Annotated in this window: 9 protein-coding genes and 1 pseudogene; 7 read left to right on the top strand and 3 right to left on the bottom strand. The window is 73.0% G+C overall.

The genetic code is table 11. The features are described 5' to 3' along the window. Positions 1 to 120 precede the first annotated feature (120 nt). A complete protein-coding gene (locus PV796_RS35560; RefSeq protein WP_274917863.1) occupies positions 121 to 960 on the top strand; it encodes a helix-turn-helix transcriptional regulator in 840 nt (279 codons plus the stop codon). A gap of 466 nt (positions 961 to 1426) precedes the next feature. Continuing rightward, positions 1427 to 3106: an APC family permease gene (locus tag PV796_RS35555; protein WP_274917862.1), complete on the top strand. Its 1680-nt coding sequence runs from the start codon at positions 1427 to 1429 to the stop codon at positions 3104 to 3106. Between the two features lie 174 nt (positions 3107 to 3280). On the opposite strand, the gene PV796_RS35550 is transcribed toward PV796_RS35555, so the two are convergent. The 3 genes and pseudogenes from PV796_RS35550 to PV796_RS35540 all read right to left on the bottom strand — a co-directional run bounded on the left by PV796_RS35550 (position 3281) and on the right by PV796_RS35540 (position 8653). Next, positions 3281 to 4702 (bottom strand): FAD/NAD(P)-binding protein, encoded by a 1422-nt coding sequence (locus PV796_RS35550; protein ID WP_274917861.1) that lies wholly within the window; start codon positions 4700 to 4702, stop codon positions 3281 to 3283. Positions 4703 to 5146: 444 nt separating this feature from the next. Continuing rightward, positions 5147 to 5502, bottom strand: a pseudogene (locus PV796_RS35545) (beta/gamma crystallin domain-containing protein). Between the two features lie 349 nt (positions 5503 to 5851). After that, complete coding sequence (locus PV796_RS35540; protein ID WP_274917860.1) at positions 5852 to 8653, bottom strand: helix-turn-helix transcriptional regulator; 2802 nt, start codon at positions 8651 to 8653, stop codon at positions 5852 to 5854. A gap of 249 nt (positions 8654 to 8902) precedes the next feature. Here PV796_RS35540 and PV796_RS35535 point away from each other — a divergent pair, with 249 nt between their 5' ends. From PV796_RS35535 to PV796_RS35515, 5 genes are all read left to right on the top strand, one after another. Then, positions 8903 to 10006 carry an LLM class flavin-dependent oxidoreductase gene (locus PV796_RS35535; protein ID WP_274917859.1) on the top strand — a complete coding sequence of 368 codons (1104 nt, stop codon included), beginning with the start codon at positions 8903 to 8905 and terminating at the stop codon, positions 10004 to 10006. A 186-nt stretch (positions 10007 to 10192) separates the two neighbouring features. Further along, entirely contained in the window at positions 10193 to 10399 is a 207-nt protein-coding gene (locus PV796_RS35530; protein WP_274917858.1) for a hypothetical protein, read from the top strand. Continuing rightward, positions 10372 to 12600, top strand: a complete 2229-nt coding sequence (locus tag PV796_RS35525) for a hypothetical protein (protein ID WP_274917857.1) — start codon at positions 10372 to 10374, stop codon at positions 12598 to 12600. The genes PV796_RS35530 and PV796_RS35525 overlap by 28 nt, the downstream gene beginning before the upstream one ends. Continuing rightward, a complete protein-coding gene (locus tag PV796_RS35520; protein WP_274917856.1) occupies positions 12593 to 14623 on the top strand; it encodes a TOMM precursor leader peptide-binding protein in 2031 nt (676 codons plus the stop codon). The genes PV796_RS35525 and PV796_RS35520 overlap by 8 nt, the downstream gene beginning before the upstream one ends. A gap of 62 nt (positions 14624 to 14685) precedes the next feature. Continuing rightward, on the top strand, positions 14686 to 16404 hold the full coding sequence (locus PV796_RS35515) for a hypothetical protein (protein WP_274917855.1): 1719 nt from the start codon (positions 14686 to 14688) through the stop codon (positions 16402 to 16404). Positions 16405 to 16441 lie beyond the last annotated feature (37 nt).

Raw genomic sequence — 16441 nt, 5'->3', positions numbered from 1 at the left:
GTGTTCAGCGGGATGTGACCGTTCCAGGCTGGGCGCGCGCCCGCCGCCGGGGAACGGACGGTTGATCCCCGGACCACCGGTCCCTGGTTAAGCCGTGCGCCGCTGTGCCAACCTGGTCCGGTGAGCAGAGGTGAACTGGCCGACTTCCTGCGCCGCCGACGGGAGGACCTGCGCCCGGAGCAGCTGCCGGCGACCGCCGTCCATCCGCCGGGCCGGCGTGCCCGGCGCACGCCCGGACTCCGCCGCGAGGAGGTCGCCGCCTTGGCCGGCGTCTCCACCAACTACTACGAACGGCTGGAACAGGCCCGCGCACCGCACCCGTCCCCGCAGGTGTTGGCCGCGTTGGGCACGGCGCTGCGGCTCACCGCCGAGGAACGCGACCACCTGGCACGCCTGGCCGGCCAGACCCCGCCAGGCACGGGCACAGCCACAGACATCGATGCGACGCCGGTGCCCGCCGACGCCCGTCAACTGCTCGACCGGCTCGGGCCGATGCCCGGCTACCTGGTCAACGAGCGACAGGACATCCTCGCCTGGAACGCCGCCGCGGCCGCCCTGCTCACCGACTTCGGATGGCTGCCGGCCGAGGAACGCAACACCGTGCGGCTGTCCATCCGGCTGGGCGGCACGCTCTGCTCGGCACTGGCCGGCGCGGAGGGCGAGTTCGCCAGGCAGTCCGCCGCCCAACTGCGCGCGGCCAGCGCCCGGCATCCGGGCGAGCGCGTACTCGGCGAGCTCGTCAACGAATTCGCCGCGCACAGCCCGGAGTTCGCCGCCAGTTGGCGCAACCACGAGGTACGCGCCGTACCGACGCTGCGCAAACTCCTGCACCACCCCGAGTTGGGCGACCTCGACCTCGACTGCCAGACCCTGCTGCTGCCGGGCACCGACCTACGCCTGGTCCTCTACACCGCAGAACCAGGCACCCCGAGCGCGGCCGCCCTCGCCCGACTCGGGTGACCGGTACGTCAGTCGCTCCTACGTTGTTGGTGGGTCCGACGGGCCGGGGACATCCTTGGGGACCTTGCCGAGCCCCGTTGTCGATGAGCACGGACGCGCTCTCGCAAGCGCCGCCGTCGATCGCACGCAGCAGGGCGGTACGGCCGTCGGCGGCGGCGCAGGCGTCGCACCCCACGGGCGGCGGGCCACATTCGCCATAAATCGAATCTTTGAGCGATTTCTAGCGACCCCCGACACCGCCGGATCCAGGCAGTGGAACTGCCTGCCATTTACGGGGTGAATCGGCGACGCCACCCCCAGGAAAGCAGGCCAAAGCGCCACCTGGCCAGCCAGGCAGTGACTGGGGTTTCGAGTTTTGATCGATAATCGATAATCGCTAGTGGTGCAACGCACGAACGGAAATGCGAAAAAGTTCATTTAAGGTGTGTCTGGATCTCTTCGCACAGCAGAACGGACGTAGCCCGCCATGGACATGAGCGCGGCCAACAAGAAAAACCTCAGTCTCTTCGCCCTGATCATGATCGGGCTGGGGTCGATCTTTGGCTCCGGTTGGCTCTTCGGAGCCGGACAGGCCGCACAGGTCGCCGGCCCCGCGGCGCTGGTCGCCTGGGTGATCGGCGCCGTCTTCATCGGCATGATCGCCATGTCGTACGCCGAGGTCGGCGCCGCCTACCCGTTGCCGGGTGCGATGGCGCGCTTCGGTTCGATCACGCACGGCCCGGTGCTGGGCTTCGTCAGCGGTTGGGCGGTGTGGATCGCGATCGCCTCCCTGATCCCCATCGAGTCGATCGCGGGCACCCAGTACATGTCCTCCTGGAGCTTCGGGTGGGCCAAGGGTCTGGTCTCCGACGGCAGCCTCACGGCCACCGGCACGCTGATGGCCCTGTTCCTGACCTTCGCCCTGTGGTTCGCCTGCTACTGGTCGGTGGCGCTGCTGGCCAAGGCCAACACGATGCTGACCCTGGTGAAGTTCGCCATCCCGGTGCTCGCGGTCATCGCACTGCTCGCCTCCGGCTTCCACACCGGCAACTTCACCAACCACGGCGGCTTCGCCCCCAACGGCTGGTCGGCCGTGCTGACGGCCGTCACCACCTCGGGCGTCATCTTCGCCTTCAACGGCTTCCAGGCGGTCGTCAACCTCGGCGGCGCCGCCCGGAACCCGGGCCGGGCCATCCCCCTCGCCCTGGTCGGCGCGCTCTCCCTGGGCCTGGTGATCTACCTCGCCCTCCAGGTCGCGTTCCTCGGCTCGGTCCCGCCGGAGAAGCTGGCCGAGGCGGCCGGGTGGCACGGGATCAACTTCGCCTCCCCCTTCGCCGACCTGGCCAAGCTGCTGATGCTGCACTGGGTCGTCACCCTGCTCCAGTTCGGCGCGTTCATCTCGCCGTGCGGTGCCAACATCGCCAACGTGGCCTCGGCCTCGTACATGGCGCAGAACCTCGCCGAGACCGGCTTCTTCCCCAAGAAGATCGCCGAGGTCCACCCCCGCTACGGCACCGCCCGCCCCGCGATGTGGGTCAACCTGGGCGTCTCCGTGCTCCTGCTGCTCACCATCGGCCACAGTTGGGAGGCGCTGGCCAGCGTCGTCTCGGCCGCCATGGTCGTCTCGTATCTGATCGGCCCCATCGCGGTGGGCGTGCTGCGCCGGACCAAGCCGGAGCTGCCGCGGCCGTTCCGCCTGCCGGCCGCGTCGGTGCTCTGCCCGATCACCTTCGCCTTCGCCGCCTGCGCCCTGTACTGGTCGAAGTGGCCCAACACCGGCAAGGTGACCCTGCTCGTGCTGGTCTCGGTTCCGATCGCGGCCCTGGTGCTGCGCCGCCGGGGCGAGCGGAACCTCGCCCGGCAGTTCGCCGCGGCCTGGTGGCTGATCGGTTTCCTGCTGTGGCTGTCGGCGCTGTCGGCCCTGGGCAGCACCGAGTTCGGCGGCCGCGGAGTGATTCCGGGCGGCGTGGACATCGCGCTGGTCGGGGTGTCGGCCCTGGGCTTCTACTTCTGGGCGGTGCGCGCCGGCGTCCAGGCCCATCGCGAGGGTCTGACGGCCGCCGATCCCGTACTCCGCGGCGAGGCCGCATCGGGCTCGGATGCGGATGCCGAGTCGACCGGGTTGCCCGGGCAGCGGTCGGAGGAGCGCGGGGCGCTCGTCTCCTGAGGCGCTCCCCTCCGCTTGGCAGCCGGTAGTTGGCAGTCGATGAGCAGCCGCCAGACAGGTCACGGCCTGTTCTGGCGGCTGTTTCTTTTGTGCCTGTGCCGGGGCCGGGGCCGGGCCCTCGGTGCGGAATGCGGCGGTCCCGTTTCAACGACTCCCGATTCAACGACTCCCGATTCAGGGGGAGGCGAAGAGGCCCTGGTGGCGTTGCGGGTGCTCGCCCCGCGTCAGGAGGGCGACCGCCGATGCGGCGATCTCGTCTGCCTGGACCCGGATTTCCGGGATGGCCGTGGTCTCCAGGAGTTCGCCCCGCAGCAGGGAACCGAGCGCCCAGAGGGGAGCCATGGTGTCGCCCCGGCCCCGTGCGGACAGCAGGCGGCCGTCCCGGGTCGCGCTGAGGCCCAGGCCGGTGGCGTGTGGGCGGGCGAGCCCGGTCTTGAAGAGGCTGTGCAAGAACGGGTCGTCGAGCGAGCCCACGTCCGACCGGGACCCGGTGCAGTTGACCACCGCGCCCACGTCGAGCGTGGTACCGGTGCTCAGGCGTACGCGGACGCCGTCGCCGGTCACCGTGGCGTCCGTCAACCGGGCTGAAGCGAGCCGGAGTTGACCGAGCTCGCACGCCTGGCGGACGGCGGCCGCGGTCGGGGGTGGCATGCGGTGGCGGTGGACCTCCCACAGGCGCAGGTGCTCCTTGAGGAAGCGGGTGCGGTCCGCCGGCGGCAGTTGGCGCCACAGGTCGCTGGTGAGGGGGCGCAGGCTGTCGAAGCCCGGCCGCCAGTCACCGTGCGCGCGCCGGCTCCGGGAGAGGTGCGTGAGGACCGCCCGGCGGAACGCGTCGAGCCCGGGAGGGCCGGTGGTGACGGGTGGCGGGAACTGCGGCAGGGGTTCCGCGGCGTGTGGCTGCGGGAGCAGGCCGCTTCGGGAGACGGCGATCAGCGTGCGGTCGGGCCGTCGGAGGCTGAGCGTCAGGTCCGCCATGGTGAGTCCGGTGCCGACGAGCAGGACGTCGGCACCGGGCGGTACGGCGGAGAGCGCGTCGGGAGACCACGGTGCGGCGACGAAGCGGTGCGATGTGCGCAGGGCTTCGGGAGCCCATCGGCAGTCCGCGGCGAAGTTTCCCAGGGCGAGGACGGCGGCGTCGACGCGGAGGGTCCGGCCCGAGCTGAGGAGGAAGGAGAGGGTGGAGTCGTCGTGGTGCGCCGTCCCGATGGCCCTGGCGTGCACGCGATGCAGGCGGGCGCCGGCGGTGCGGCGCGCGGTGTCGTCCAGGACGTGCGAGAGGTAGCGCCCGTAGAGCGCGCGCGGCACGAAGGCGTCGTGGTCGGCGTGTTGGGGGTGCCGGTCGGCGAGCCAGTGGACGAGGTGCGCGGGGTCCTCGGCGAACGCGGTCATCCGGCCGGCCGGGACGTTGAGCAGATGGCGGGCGTCTTCGGTGCCGTAGGCGGGGCCCCGGCCGTTCTCGCGGGCGGGGTCGATGAGCCAGACGTCGAGCCGGAGTCGGTGGCGGTCGGCGTGTTGGAGCAGTCGCGTGGCCGTCAGTGAGCCGGCGGCACCGGCTCCGATCACCGCGATGTCGCTGCCCGGCTGGTAGCTCTTCACCCGTCACCACTTCTGTGCCCGCTGTGTTGGCCGTCGTCCTCGTATCCGCCGCGTTCGCCCGGCCGCCTACGGTGCGGCCGCACGGATTGGACGGGGAATTCTGCCTCATGTAGCGGTGGGAGTCGAACCATCAGGGCCGGACGAACAGGCCGTCTGGCGCGATTCGTTCGGCGGTCGGACAGGTGCATGTGAGAGGCGTGGAGTCCGGCCTTTGTGCGACGTGCGCCCGTGGCTCCGCACTCCGTTGATTTCCCCGGCCGATGCCGGCCGCGCCCGGAAAGGCGTGGCCGACATCGGCGAGTCGAGCGGATTTCGCGTGAGCGGCATGCGGAAAATCGACGCTCGCCCGGGAGACGAACGGTAGTCGGGAATGGATGGTCGGTAAGAGTGGCCATTCCTGACGACCGGCCCGTTGTCCCGCCAGCTCGTGAGCGCGCTGGCTGGTCAGAGGATTTCGATGGCGGCCACCTTCGGCGGGCGGTTGGGGAAGGTGATCTCGCGCCAGCGCTCGATCTTCAGCGAGTCGCCGTTCTCGTCGTAGGAGAGATCAGGTCGTTGTTGCCCGTGGAGATCTTGTCGACCCAGCAGCCGCCGAAGGTGGTCCTGCCGGCGTTGGCGTAGCAGTCCACGCTCTGACTACCGCCGTTGTGCGACCAGATCTTCAGGGAGTTCTCCCCGCCGCGGCAGGTGACGCGGTCGATGGCGAAGGCGTTGCCGGTCGGCACCGCGAGGGTGCGCGCGGCGGCCGCGACAAAGGCCACGCCTACGGTACGCGCGGCCTTCTTCGTCTTTGAGATCACGGCTTCTCCAGTTCTCTTTCATACGGGCGTCGGGCCGACGGCCGCTTTGCCGGCACCACGGTCATCCGTGGAAATCGCGCGGGAATCACCTGCCATCGCGTGGCAATCACAGGGGAACTCCCGTGGGAATCAGTGTGGTTGGCGTGGTGCGGGAAAGGGGCTTCGGTGACCTTCGCGGTGCGGCCGTCACACCGCGTCGGGTCGACCCGTCTCGCGCCTACCGGACGACAACGTTTTAAAGACCCTTTACGTCGCAATCCGATCCGCCATCCCTGGCCGGAACATGCCCTCGAACGTCCGGATCGGGGGCGGTTGGGGAATTCAGGCCAGTTCGCGGCTGGTTTTCCCTTCAATCGAACGTCTTGCCGTGGAGTTGGGTGCGGGAGGTGATGCCCAACTTGGGGAAGAGCTTGTACAGGTGGTATCCGACGGTGCGGGGGCTGAGGAAGAGCCGGGCGGCGATGTCCCGGTTGCTCATGCCCTCGGCGGCCAGGCGGGCTATCTGGAGCTCCCGTGAGGTGAGTCGGCTGAGGTCGGTGGTCGGCTCGGATGCCCGCTGGTCCGGAGCCCGGTCGCCGGCGGCGCGCAGTTCCCGGCGGGTCAACTCCGCCCAGGGGTGGGCGCCGAGCATGCACAGATACGTCTCAGCCTGGTGCAGATGGTCCCGGGCGGGCTTGATGCGGCGGTTGCGGCGCAGCCACTCGCCGTAGAGGAGGTGCGTCCGGCCGATGTCGAAGGCCGAGGGGTGCGGGGCCTCCAGGGCCTCGGTGAACAGCGCGTCCGCGTCCTCGCCCGATGCGAGCAGGGCCCGGCACCTGAGCCACATGGCGCGCAGGTGCGGGAGTTGGTCGGGCACGGCCCGTTCCTCGAAGCTGTGCAGCGCGGCCCGGGCCGGTTCCGGGTCCCCGGCCCGCACCGACGCCTCGACGAGGTCCGGCAGCACCAACCAGCTCACCATGAAGTGTTCGGTGGGCCCACCCGGTGAGGCCACCTCGCCCAGCATCCGGGCGGCCCGGTCCGGCTGGCCCTCGGCCAGCGCCTGGAGCCCCAGTGCCCATTGGGCCAGCCCGATGGCCGAGTTGATGCGGCGCGGCGCCGACAGCGCCAGGGACTCCGAGGCCAGGGCACGGCAGCGGTCGCCGTTGCCCTGCACGGCGGCGACCCAGGCCAGCATGGCGCGCAGATGGCTGGCGGCGCCGAGCTGGCCGGTGTCGTCGGCGAGGATGAGCGCCTCGGTGGCGTGGGAAGCGGCCGCGGCCCACTGGCCGGTGACGAGTTGCAGCGCCACCAACGGAGCGAGGGACATCGGCAGCGCGCCGAAGGCACCGACCTTGCGCAGCTCGTCGACGGCGCGCTGGTGCGCGTGCAGCATCTCCTCGGTCGTCCCGGTGAGGTACGGCAGGAACACCGGCGGCCACACCCACGGCCGGGGGTGCGCGGGGGACAGCCAGGCCATCCCGGAGACCGGAATATCGGGCGGGGAGGAGTGGCTCCTTGGGTGGGAGCCGTGGCCGAGACCGCCCAAGTAGTGGAAGTGGCGGGAGAAGTAGGCGCTGGCGGCGGCGCGTTCTGCGCTGAGGCCGGGCGGGGCGTTCCCGCCGGTGGCGTCGTCGGCCTGGGCGACGGGACCGTGCGGAAGGCGGCCGATCGCGTCGCCGATCTCCGTCAGCCGTGCCGGGTCGCCCGCGACCCAGGCCGAGCGGGCCGCCATCACCAGGAGTTCCCCGGCCAGTTCCGCATCGGTGCCCCCTACGAGGCGGGCGCCGTCCAGCAGCATCCGGCAGGCCAGGGCGGGATCGCTGCTGGCGTGGGTGATGGCGCCGCGCACCCGGGCGGTGCGCGCCCGCAGCGCCGGGTCGTCCGTTAACGTCTCGGCGCGGTCCAACAGCGACTCGGCCTGGGTGGTCTTCGCCGCCGTCCAGGCGCACTCGGCCGCCTCCACCATCCAACGGGCCCGGCGGCCGGGGTCGGAGGCCAGCGTGGCGGCCCGGCACAACGCCTGGGCCGCGGTGGCCACCCCGCCGGTGCGCCGGGTGCGTTCGGCGAGCGTGGCCAGCCGCTCGGCCACGGTGTCGTCGGTGCCGAGCGCGGCCGCCGCCGCGTGCCAGACGTACCGGTCGTCCTCCTCCCCGACGGCATCGGCCAGCGCCAGGTGGGCCGCGCGCCGGTCGTTGAGCGGGGCGCCCTGGTAGAGCGCGGAGCGCACCAACGGGTGCCGGAACCGGACGTGTTGCTGGTCGAGGTGGAGCAGCCCTTGCGACGCGGCGGCGCTGAGCACGTCCATGGCCGCCTCGGCGTCGCCGGCGGCACCGAGGACGGTGGCCAGGTCCCCGTCGCTCTCCGCCGCGGTGAGCAGCAGCACCCGGTGGTGATCGGCGGGCAGGCTCAGCGCGCGGTGCCGGAAGAGCTGGTGCAACCGCTCGCTGAGCGGCAGGTGTTCGGGCAGCGCGGCGCTGCCGTCCAAATGGTCCGGGCGCAGCGCGGTGGGCAGCTCCATGAGGGCCAGCGGATTGCCGCCGGCCTCGCGCAGCAGCCGTTCGCGGACGGTCGGCGTGGCCCGCGGCAGGTGCCGGGCCAACAGGTCCGAGGCCGCCGGCGTCGACAACGGCTGTACCTGCAACTGGCGCAGGCCAGGAGCCGGGAAGGGCCGGGAGGCATCGTCCCGGACCGCGAGGACCATGGCGATGCTCTCCCGCTCCATCCGCCGGGCCACGAACATCAGCGCGTCCGCCGTGGCCCCGTCCAGCCAGTGCGCGTCGTCCACGACCAGCAGCAGCGTCACGTCCTCGGAGGCGTCCGAGAGCAGGGTCAGCACGGCCAGCGCCACCAGGAACGGCTCGGCGGGGGCGCTGGCCAGCCCGAACGCCCCCCGCAGCGCGGCGGCTTGGGGCTCGGGCAGTCGCGCCACATACGGCATCAGCGGCAGCAGCAGTTGGTGCAGCGCGGCGAACGGCAGCTCCACCTCGCCCTCCACCCCCACCGCGCGGAGCACCCACACGTCCGGCTCGGCCCGCTGCACCACGTCCCCCAGCAGCGCGCTCTTGCCGATCCCCGCTGGCCCGTGCAACACCAGCGCTCCGCTGCTCCCCTTGCGCGCGTCGTCGAGGAGCCTGCCCAGCTCATCCCGCTCCAGCTCTCTCCCGACCAGCATCCGACGGTGTCCTCTCTCGCGTTGGTCCCCCGTCGTATGACGAGTGTGTATACCCCCTGGGTTGCATGCCATCGGAGAACTCCGCCGCTGGTCACGGCCGGGTTCGCGGGGTCGGCGTGGCCCTCGGCCCAGTCAGTTGCCAGGTCATCCGACGGATGACCGCCCGATGACCGCTCGCACAGACTGACGGTCCGTAATCACCGCACCAGACGGGGGCGTCGGCGGGCGCCCCGCAACAAGGAGCACGTCATGCAGTTCGGAGTGTCCTTCCTCCCGGACTGCCGCGAGGAGTGGAAGTCGGCGGCGGAGTACTTCTCCGACGCGTTGGCGCTCTGCACGCTCGCGGAGTCGGCCGGATTCGCCTCGGCCAAAATGACCGAGCACTACCTGACCGACTACGGAGGCTACTGCCCGAGCCCGCTGAACTTCCTCAGCGCCGTCGCGGCCCGCACCACCCGGCTGCGACTGATCACCGGCTGCGTGCTGCCCGCCTTCCACCACCCCGTCCAACTCGCCGCCGAGGCCGCCATGGTGGACGCGATCAGCGGCGGCCGGCTGGAGGTCGGCTTCGCCCGAGCCTATCTGCCCCAGGAGTTCGAGACGTTCGGGGTCTCCCTGGACGAGTCCACCGACCGCTACCGGGAGACCATCCGGGCCGTGCTGCGGCTGTGGACCGAGGAGCGGATCGACGAGGAGACGCCGTACTTCTCCTACCGGCAGGCCACCGGGCGCCCCTCCCCCGTGCAGCGTCCGCACCCGCCGGTCTGGGGCGCCGCCAGCATGACCCCGGGCAGCTTCCAGTGGTTGGGCGGCAACGGCTTCGGGCTGCTGATGACCCCGTCGCTCAACCCGGCCGCGCGGATGCGGCCGTTGGTGGACCTCTACCGCGACGCCGCGGCGGCCGCCGGACACACCCCGCGGATCGCCACCAGCCTGCCGCTGATCCTCGCCGAGACCGACGCGGAGGCCGAGCGCCTGGCCGACCGGCACATCGCGCGCTATCTGGAGGTGTGGACCGAGGCCGTGGAGTCCTGGAACGGCCGCGAGTCGGGCGACTACCAGGGCTACGGCGACTTCGGCCGCAAATTGGCCGGCGTCACGCCCGCCTACATCCGGGAGATCAACGGGGCGATCGTCGGCTCCCCCGCCACCGCCGCCGAGCGCATCCTCCGCCTGGTCCGCGACTTCGGCGGGGTGGACCAGATCCTGTGGCAGGTCGACATCGGCGCGATGCCGCTGGCGCAGGCGCGCCGCTCGATCGAGATGTTCCGTGCCTCGGTCGTGCCCCTACTGCGGGAGAAGCTGACGGCCCTGCGCACCGGGGCCCGCACCCGGGCGACCAGCGCGGGCTGAACCGTCGGTGCGGACCGGCCCGGCGGTTGCGACCGGCCGGGCGGTCGCCGCTGGCGGCGGCTCCGGCCGACCGGCGGTCGCCGGTGATCCGACGGTTCCGCCCGACCCGCACCCAGACTTCCGGTCCGTGACGGTGCCGGAGGAGTCAACAACCCACCAGAGAAAACCTTTAGGAGGTGAAGACCGATGTCCAACGCTGCCCTGCTCAGCCTGGATCTCGACGGGATCGAGGCCGCGGACTTCGAGGTCGTCGAGGCCAGCGAGTTCTCCTCGGCCGCGGTGCCCGCCATCGGATCGCTGCCGGGCGTCACCGACGGCGGACTTGAGGTGCGCATGGACGACAACGGGCACGGCAACTGCTGCTGTTGCTGCTGCCCCTGCTGCTGCACCTGACGGTGACCGAGGTGGTGGCCCGCGCTGTCCGGCGGGCCACCACCGCCGGTTCCTCCAGGACCGAACCACTTCCCCGAAACGACGCCGAGGCCATGGAAGAAGAACGTCAAACACGCCGAACCGCGACCGTCCAGACCACCGGTGCGGTGCGCCCGCGACTGCGCGGCGACGTGTACTTCGCCGCGATGCCCGACGGCGCCTTCGTCCGCAGCACCCGCGGCAGCCTGTTCCTCAAGGGCGCCTCGGTGCACCGGCTGCTCACCGCCCTCGCCCCGGCCCTGACCGGCGCCGCCACGCTGGACGAGCTGCTGGCCGCCGTGCCCGACCCACAACGCCCCCCGGTGCGGCAGTTGGTGGGCACGCTGCTGGAGCGCGGCTTCGTCCGCGACACCGGCTCCGACCGGCCGCACACCCTCGGTGCCGCCGAGGCCGAACGGTACGCCGGGCCCGTCCAGTTCATCGACTACTTCACCGACTCGGCCGAGCGCCGCTTCCAGGACTTCCGCGCCGCCCGCCTGGTCTGCGTCTGCGGTCCCGATGCGGCGCGGGGGTTCCTCAGCGCGTTGACGGACTGCGGGGCCGGGGAGTTGACGTTGGTCCTGCCCGAGGCGGATGACGTGCGGACGGTGCGCCAGTTCGCCGACGCGTTGCCCGAGGTGCCGGGCCAGTTGGCGATCGTGACCGCGCCCGGCGGGGCGGAGTCCGCGGGTTGGGAGGCGCTGTTGCGCCCGGCCGATGTCGTGCTGCACCTCGCCGATCGCCCCGGGGCCGACGCCCGTGGCCCGGTGGGTGCGTGCTGCGCCCGGCTCGAAATCCCGTTGGTCCAGGGGCTCGTGGTGGGTGACGCGGTGTGGATCTGGCCGGCGTGCACGCCCGCGGCCGATGCCCCCGATGCGGACGACAACAACGGGTACCTGTACGGGGGCGTTGCGTGGCGGCGGTTGTTGGCCACCCGTAGTGACGACGAGCGTCAGGCGCTGCGGGCCGGTCCCAGCCCCGACGAGCTCTATCGGGGCCCCGTACCGGAGTTGGCCGCGATCCAGCTCGCGTTCCGGGCGTTCTGCCACCTGACCGGGGTGGCCATGCCGGAGCTGGCCGCGATGGCCCGGCTGGACACGGCGACGCTGGAGATCGACCACCACCCCGTCCTCGCCCCCTCGGGTGCACGCGACTCCGGGGCCGACGACTTCCGTGCCGAGCCGGCGCCCGCCCGCCGTGTCCGCCTCCTGCGCGCCGCCGAGCCCGTACCGGACCCGCTGTTCCTGGAGCGGCTCACGGCGGCCTGCGACCGCCATCTGGGCCCGATCCCGGAGGTGCGGGAGCGCGACTACCCGCAGTTGCCGCTGTTCGTCACCGAGGCGAGGGTCGCCGACCCGGGCCTGCGCACCGCGCCGCGGGCCGTTTGGGGCGCGGCGCAGACCGCCCACGGCGCCCGCGCGCACGCGCTGCGCCGGGCCGCGGCCACCGCCCTTGAGCTGGCCCGGCAGGCGTCGCCGCGGCCCGCGTCCGAGTCGGGCTGGGACCTCGTCACGGAGCTGGCACGCCCGCTGCCGGTCCCCGGAACCGGCCGGTACGCGCACGGTATCGCCGCCGAGGCCGACCTGGACCGCTCGGCGCTGGCCGGCATCCTGGCCGCGCTCGCCCGGCTCGTACCGGAGCGCGCCACCGGGGGCCCGGCCGAAGCGGCGGCCGCGGGAACAGCCGGAGAGGCTGCCGGGGAGCCGGCCGAGGGGGCGTCCGCCGCCCCCGTGCCGCTCGCCGAACTGGCCGCCGCGGACCGGAACTGCGTGGACCTGCTCACGACCACCGAGGCGCGCTGGGCGGTCCACCGGATCGCCTCGCCCGCCGCCGCGCTGCCGGCGTACGCGTTCCTGCTCGACGGCGCGACCGTCGCCGTCCAGGTGCACCCCGACGCCCGCACCGCGCTGTCGGCCGGCCTGCACGACACCCTGCTGGCCTGGCAACTGGCCCACCACCGGGCGGAGTCCGGCGGCCCGGCGGACACGGGGGGCGACCCGGCGCGCGAGCTGCCGTCCGTGCAGCCACGGTTGGCCACGACCGATGGGGTCGACCAACTGGCCGCGACGCTTGAGCAGTTGCGCGCCGCCGGGCTGTGCGCGGTGCTCCACGTGCTGGACGACGATCCGGCGCTGGCCGAACTGATCCGCTTCGGCGTCCGGGTGGTGATCGGCGATGCCTGAGCAGGTCATGGAAGCCAGCGAAGCCGTCGGACAGGCGGCGGTCGGGCCCGCGCCGGTCCTGGGCAGCGGCCCGTTGGCCGATGCGCTGCGTCGGCGCCCGCTCCCCCAGGGGCCGGCGGTCTTCGCGTCCGACACCTGGGACGGCGCGGGGGCCAGCCGACTGGCCCGGCACCGCGGCGAGCCCGTATTGCCGGTACTGGCCGAGCCCGGCCAGGTGGTCATCGGCCCGCTGGTCGCCCCCGGGCGGCCCGGCTGCCCCACCTGTGTGGACCGCCGCGCCTGGCGCCGGACCCCACAGCGGCGGGCGGACGCGGCGGTGCGCGCGCAGGCGTCGCAACCGGCCGCCGGGCGCCCGGTGCCGTCCGGGGGACTCTTCGGCTCCGTGCTGGAACGCGTGCTGGCCGCGTGGGACCGCTGGGAGACGGCGCCAACTTCCGCGCCCGACGCGGACGGTGACGGCCGCCCGGCAACCCGCCCCGTCGTCGTCCTCGACCGCCGGACCCTGCGGGTGACCACCCACCGGGTGCTGCCCGAACCGGGCTGCGCGGTATGCGGCGACCTCCCCGACGACTCCCCGGAGCGGGCGGTGGTGCCGCTGGCCTCCCGGCCCACCGGGCACCCCGGCGGCAGCCGACAGCGCGCCCTGGACCCCGCCCAACTGGTGCGGACCTACCTCGACCCGCTCGCCGGCGTCGTGCCCGAGGTCTCCCTCTCCATGGGCCACGGCCTGCCGTTCGCCGAGGCCCCGGTGGTCGTCCCCGGGACGCACGACCTCGCCGACGGCCCGATGGCCGAATTCGGGTACGGGCGGACCACCACCTTCGACTCCTGCCGCGACGTCGCCGTCACCGAGGGGCTGGAGCGCCTCGCCGGGCAACTCCCGCGCGGCAAGCGGACGGTGGTGCACGGCTCGTACCGCGAGCTGGCCGAGCGCGCCCTGGACCCGCGCCGGCTCGGGCTGCCCCCACAGGACGAGCTGACCGACGACGGCCCCTTCCACCGCTACCACCCCGAACTCGCCCTCCCCTGGGTCTGGGGCTACTCGCTCACCGCCCGGCGCCCCGTCCTGGTACCCGAGCAGTTCGCCTACTACGGACGGCACCGCCTTCCGGGTGCCGGCCCCCGGATCGCCTACGAGATCTCCAACGGGTGCGCGCTGGGCGCCAGTTTGGAGGAGGCCGCGCTGCACGGCCTGTTGGAGGTGGCCGAGCGGGACGCGTTCCTGCTGACCTGGTACGCGCGGATGACCCCGCCCCGCATCGACCTGGCCCGCTGCGGCCCGGACGTCCGGCTGATCGAGGCCAGGATCCGGCACCGGCACGGTTGTCGGGTGCACGCCTTCGCCACCACGGTGGACAACGGCGTCCCCACGTTCTGGGTGATGGCCGAGGACACCACCGGCGACCCGGACCGGCCGCGGGTGGTCTGCACCGGCGGCTCGTCGCTGGTCCCCGAGGACGGCCTGCTGGGCGCGCTGCACGAACTGTCCCAGACGGTCGACTACATCGCCCGCCAGTACGCCGCCGAGCGCGACCGGGCACGGGAGTTGACCCGCGACCCGGACCAGGTCATGACGCTGCTGGACCACGTCCTGGCGTCCGCCACCCCCGAGGCCCGGCCCCGTTTCGACTTCCTCTTCGACCGCGGGGAAGACCACGGGGAAGACCCGGCCCAAGGCCATGGGGAAGGTGGCGGGGCACCGGTCGCCCCGGAGGAGTTGGCGGGGCTGTGGTGGCGATCCCGGGAGAGCGATCTGACGGCCTCGCTGACCGCGCTGGTCGCCCGCTTCGCCGACTGCGGCCAGGAGGTCGTGGTCGTCGACCAGAGCAGCGCCGAGCATCTGGCCGGCGGATTCCGGGCGGTGAAGGTCCTGGTCACCGGCGCCCTGCCGATGGTCTTCGGGCACCGGCGACAGCGCTTCGCCGACCTGCCGCGGCTGGCCACCGTCCCGGTCGCCCTGGGCCGCCGGGCCTCCCCGCTCACCCGCGACGACATCAACCCGCACCCGCACCCCTTCCCATGAGCCCGCGGGAGCTCCACGGCCCCACGGGCCCCCACCCCCACACCCCGAGCAGGAGGCACATGATGACGGCGGTCGAGGCCCCGGCCGGCCAGTCAGCCGGCGGACCGGCGGACAAGGACCCGCTGGCCGCCTTCTGGGACTTCAGCCTGGAGAACCTCGCCGACGGGATCGCCGGCCGTCAGGAGATGCCCAACAACCCGCTCGCCCCGCCACAGTTCCCCAAGCGGCTGCGCGCCCGACCGGTCCCGCTCAGCCGCCCCGGCCGGCTGGGCGTCGGTCGCCCGGGGCTCGGCGAGAGCCTCGACGACGGATGCGACGAGCGGACCTGGTCCACCCTCCTCGCGCACGCCAACGGCCTGATCCGCTACGAGCCGATGCCCAACCCGCAGAGCCGGGCCCTGCACCGCACCGTCGCCTCGCCCCGGTGCCTGTTCCCCACCCAGCTCCATCTCGCCCTGCGCGCCCCGTCCTGCGCACCGCTGCGCCCCGGCCTCTACACCCACGACCCGGCGCACCACGCCCTGATCCCGCTCCGGGAGGGCGAGGGAACCGGTGGTGAGAAGGCTGCGGGCGACCTGGTGTCGTACCTGGTTGGCCTGGTGGGCGCGGAGGATGCGGGGAACGGCGGCGGCGATACGGGCGGCGACGTCGACGATGTGGTCGGCGTCGCCGTGCTGACCAGCCGGTTCTGGCAGACCGCGTTCGTCTACCGGGACTACGCCTACCGCCTCTGCTCCCAGGAGGCGGGCCTGGTCACCGGCAGCCTCACCCTCGTCGCCGCGGCGCTGGGGCTCTCCGCGGACGTCCACCACCTCTTCCCGGACGGGGAGTTGACGCGGCTCCTGGGCCTGACACCGGGCGAGGAGTCGCCGTACGCCGTGGTCGTGCTGCGCGACGGGCGCGGCCGCGGCGCCCGGTTGCCCGCGCCTCGGCCCACCGCGGCGCCCGTTCCCCTGCCCCCGGCGGAGGACCCGGCCAGGCCGGTGGCCGTGCACTGCCCGCGCCTGGTGGCCATGGAGCGGGCGGTGGTGTGGGAGGAGACCGCGGGGGTGGACTGGTCCGAGGGCGCGACCGAGCCGGCGTCGGTACCGAAGACGGTCGGGCCGCCCGTGGACTGCACACCCGTGGGCGAGGCGGACCTGGACGCCCTGGTCGTCGGCCGGAATTCGGGGCCCGGCTTCTTCGCCCCCGTCCGCCGGCCGCTACCGCGCACCGCACTGCACGAGCTCTTCCGCTTCGCGGCCCGGCACGGCATGAGCGCGGGTCTCGGTACGGCCACGGGCGTGGACGCCGGCACCGGCATGGGCACCGAGCTCACTCATGACACCTTCTCCCCCTCCGCTGCCCCGCTCCGCATCTACGCCCAACTCCGCACCGTCGAGGGCGTCGAGCCCGGTTCCTACCGGCTCGCCGACGACGGGCGTGCCCTGCTGCGGCACCGTCACCAACCGCCGGTGGGACCGGAGGTGGGCGGCTGGCTACAGCCCCACTACGCGGACGTCAACGCCGTGGTCTACGTGGTCGGCGACCGCACCTGGGCCGACCGGCGGTTCGGGGCCCGCGGCTACCGCATCCTCAACGCGCTCGCCGGCGAGGCCGCGCACCGCATCTGCCTGGGCGCCGCGGGGTGCCAGGCGGCGGCGCGGATCACCAACTCGTACCACGCGGACGCCGTCCGCGCGCAGTTCGACCTCGCCGACCGCCGGCACATCCCGCTGTTCCAGATCTCCGTGGCCCGCAGCAGACCGGGCCCGAACCTGATGTCCCGGATCCACGGATAGGGCGGACGAGGCGGCCGGAGGCCGGGCCAACAGGGCC

The organism is Streptomyces sp. WZ-12, assembly GCF_028898845.1.
Classification (GTDB): Bacteria; Actinomycetota; Actinomycetes; order Streptomycetales; family Streptomycetaceae; genus Streptomyces.
Note: the sequence above shows the minus strand (reverse complement) of the source record. Positions and strands in the feature narration are given on the sequence as shown.